Annotated in this window: 1 protein-coding gene; it reads right to left on the reverse strand. The window is 62.4% G+C overall.

Features of this window, described 5'->3' with window-relative positions; translation table 11 throughout:
* On the reverse strand, window positions 1–1,097 hold a 1,097-nt coding region (locus KHO33_RS41835; RefSeq protein WP_211629341.1), incomplete at its 3' end, for an ISNCY family transposase.
* Window positions 1,098–1,337 lie beyond the last annotated feature (240 nt).

Raw genomic sequence — 1,337 nt, forward strand, 5'->3', positions numbered from 1 at the left:
GCCGTGCCGTTCGCCCTCACCTCGATGCGCCCGTCCGGATACTCCCACACGTCGATATACCGGTGGATCAGTTTGCGGTTCGCCGGCGTGTCCTCCAGCAGGTACATCACGCGGTCGTACTGCACCGTCAGCGACTTCGTCACACGCCGCAGTTCGCGCCAGGTCAGCAGCGCGTCCAGATCCTCATCGTCACGCAATGGCCGGTGCGCGTCGAACGTGCTCTTCGGGGGTTTCGCAAAGTGCGCGTTATACGATGCGATGAAGGCGGGCGCATACGCGTTCGCGGCGTCAATGGTACTGATGCCGCGCAGCCGCAGCTCCTTCACCAGCCGGTCCTGCAGCGTCAGGTGGGCGCGCTCGACGCGGCCCTTCGCGGAGCTGCTGTTCGCGCACCACGTGTCGATGTTCAGCTCGTACATCGCCCGGCCAAAGTGCGTGACGCCGCGCTCGCCGGTCTGCGTGTGCGTCGGCCGGAACACGCTCGCCTTGTCGCTGTAGAACGCCACCGGCTTGCCATAGCGTTCCAGATACCCGCGCGTTGCCTCGAAGTAGCTGAAGGTCGACTCGGTCGCCGTGAAATGCAGCGCCATCAGCCGGCTGGTCGCATCGTCGACATACACCAGCAGCGTGCACTGCGGCGCCCGTTCCTCGAACCACGGATGCTCGCTGCCGTCGATCTGCACCAGCTCGCCCAGACACGCGCGCCGGGCCCGCGGCTGGTAGACCTTCGGCGGGCGCTGCCGGCGTGGTATCCACAGACCGGCATCCGTCATCAGATGCCGCACGGTTTCCTTCGACAGTGTGATCCCGTGGCATTCGTGCAGCTTCTCGCAGGCGAGCGTCGGTCCGAAATCGGCGTAGCGCTCGCGGATCAGCGCCAGGGCCTGAGGACACAGATTGACGGGCAACTGATGATTGCCCGGGCGGCCACGTCGGCGTGAAACAAGTCCTGCAGCACCTTCGCATCGATACCGGTTAGCCAGCCGCTCAACCTGGCGCCGGCTCAGTCCGAGCCGCTCGGCAGCCCGCCAGGGCATCAGCCGCTCTTCAATGACCGCCTGGATAACCTTCAGTCGATCCAGTTCGCGCATGCTCATGGTGATCGTTCCGGGTTGGGCCACGATGGACTCCGGCAGTCAGAACCGGCATCCAGCATGAGCCGAAAAAGCTCCAGCTACGACATTTGAACTTTGCCCAGATACGACATTACAACTTTGCTCTTACATCCAGATTGTTGATTCTTGGCACCTATGGTGTGGTGTTGCGTTGGTTTGGTTTTCAGGTTTGGTTTTCAGGTTTTGTTATATTTCAACGGGTAAGGCGGCCGACTTATCCAC

It is taken from the genome of Paraburkholderia nemoris, assembly GCF_905221015.1.
Taxonomy (GTDB): domain Bacteria; phylum Pseudomonadota; class Gammaproteobacteria; order Burkholderiales; family Burkholderiaceae; genus Paraburkholderia; species Paraburkholderia nemoris.